The organism is Halorubrum sp. Atlit-26R (genome assembly GCF_003666015.1).
In the GTDB taxonomy this organism is placed as follows: Archaea; Halobacteriota; Halobacteria; order Halobacteriales; family Haloferacaceae; genus Halorubrum.
This window is the reverse complement of sequence record NZ_QPLT01000045.1, coordinates 1-1,765: the sequence shown is the minus strand read 5'-3', so window position 1 is coordinate 1,765 and position 1,765 is coordinate 1. Positions and strand designations below refer to the sequence as shown.

Below are 1,765 nucleotides of genomic sequence, written 5' to 3'. Positions count from 1 at the left end.
CCTTTCGATAAAACGCTGAGCTTATCGACGTAGGTCTGCGCCGCCCGATCGTGGAAAAAGGTACCGAAACCATAGGCATTGGGCTTACCCGAGATACCATTGGTCCTGGCCGGGGTATACAGCAAGGCGCGGTAGCCCTGCTTGTTGTAATACACATAGCTCAGGTAGTTGAACATGTTGCTGACCACCACCGCATCGTTAGGCTGATAGTGGCTGTTGATATAGTGCACCATCACCTTGAACTGTAGTGGCACACTGATACTGGCCACCTGATCGGAAGGTGATATTCTCACCTCCCCAACACCACAGGTGACCCAATGGCAAAACATTTCACGGCAGAATTTAAGCTCGAAGCAGCAAAACTGGTTGTCGACCACGGCTATACCTACGTTAAGGCGGCAGAAGCGGTTAACGTCAGCCTTTCGGCTATCACCCGTTGGGTTAATAAGCTGCGACTTGAGCGCCAGGGGAAAACGCCCGCAGGGCTTCCTCTGACGCCCGAACAGCTCGAGCTGCGCGAAATGAAGAAAAAGGTTCAGCGCCTTGAAATGGAGAACGAAATCCTAAAAAAGGCTACGGCGCTCTTAATGTCGGACGCACTCAACGGTTCACGGTAGTCGACAGGCTGAGAGCGCGATATCCGGTCGCTGTGTTGTGCCAGACTTTTGACATCCATCGCAGCAGCTACAGGCATTGGCAGGCTTCAGCGAATGAGCCCGACGGCGAACGTGTGGTCAAGCTCAGCCAGGTCATGGAGGCCTGGAACGCCAGCGGCGGTTCTGCCGGCGCCCGAAGCATCGCGACTATCGTCAGCAGGGACTCTGGTGTCAAAATGGGGCGCTGGCTGGCCGGCAAGCTGATGAAAGAGCTGGATATTGCCAGTTGCCAGGTGCCGTCACACAAATACAAACGCGGCGGAAACGAACACGTTGAAATACCGAACTATCTTGACCGCCAGTTCGCGGTTACCGCGCCGAACCAGATCTGGTGCGGCGATGTGACCTATATCTGGACGGGCAAATGCTGGGCTTACCTGGCGGTGGTGCTGGACTTGTTCGCCCGTAAACCGGTGGGCTGGGCCATGTCGACGTCGCCGGACTCGGCGCTCACGGTCAAAGCGTTGCAGATGGCCTGGGAGCTACGAGGTCGACCAACCGGCGTTATGTTCCACAGCGACCAGGGCAGCCACTATACCAGCCGTAAATATCGGCAGGCACTGTGGCGCTGTCGGATAAAGCAGAGTATGAGTCGGCGGGGTAACTGCTGGGATAACGCCCCTATGGAACGGTTCTTCAGAAGCCTGAAGGCCGAATGGGTGCCGACGAAGGGCTACAACAGCTTCAGCGAGGCCCAGAGCGCGATAATCCGCTACATCACGGGGTATTACAGTGCCGTTCGGCCTCACTGGTATAACGGCGGTCTGACGCCAAACGAATCTGAGCGGCTGTACTACTTACAGTCTAATGCGGTGGCCAGTTTTAGTTGACCACTACACACTGCCATTTGTTGTGCTTTCTCTGGTCCATTGATCGAACCCTGCCACGCAGAAAGTGGAGGATTGCATTTTTATGGTGATTCATCTACTGGTAAAACTACTCTTGTCCAGGTTGCCTGCTCTGTCTGGGGAAGCCCTAACTATATGCGTAGCTGGCGAGCTACTGCGAATGGTATTGAAGGGGCTGCATCTATGTTTAATGGTACGTTGTTGGCTTTGGATGAAATTAGCGAATGTAATCCCCGTGAAGTAGGACAAATTATCTACGCT

General features: G+C 54.4%; 3 protein-coding genes. 2 read left to right on the top strand and 1 reads right to left on the bottom strand.

Features of this window, described 5'->3' with window-relative positions:
- Positions 1-254, bottom strand: a 254-nt coding sequence (locus DVK07_RS19065) for a hypothetical protein (protein WP_199719620.1), incomplete at its 3' end; no start/stop codon positions are given.
- A 63-nt stretch (positions 255-317) separates the two neighbouring features.
- Between DVK07_RS19065 and DVK07_RS19060 the strand changes: the two genes are divergently transcribed.
- Together DVK07_RS19060 and DVK07_RS19055 are read left to right on the top strand one after the other, a co-directional pair.
- Positions 318-1,486 (top strand): IS3 family transposase gene (locus tag DVK07_RS19060; RefSeq protein ID WP_394338894.1). Its coding sequence is split into 2 segments (ribosomal slippage): positions 318-573 and positions 573-1,486, totalling 1,170 coding nucleotides; the frame shifts between segments, so codons are not numbered across the junction.
- Between the two features lie 15 nt (positions 1,487-1,501).
- Positions 1,502-1,765 (top strand): DUF927 domain-containing protein (locus tag DVK07_RS19055; protein ID WP_121598467.1); only part of this gene is annotated, 264 nt, incomplete at its 3' end.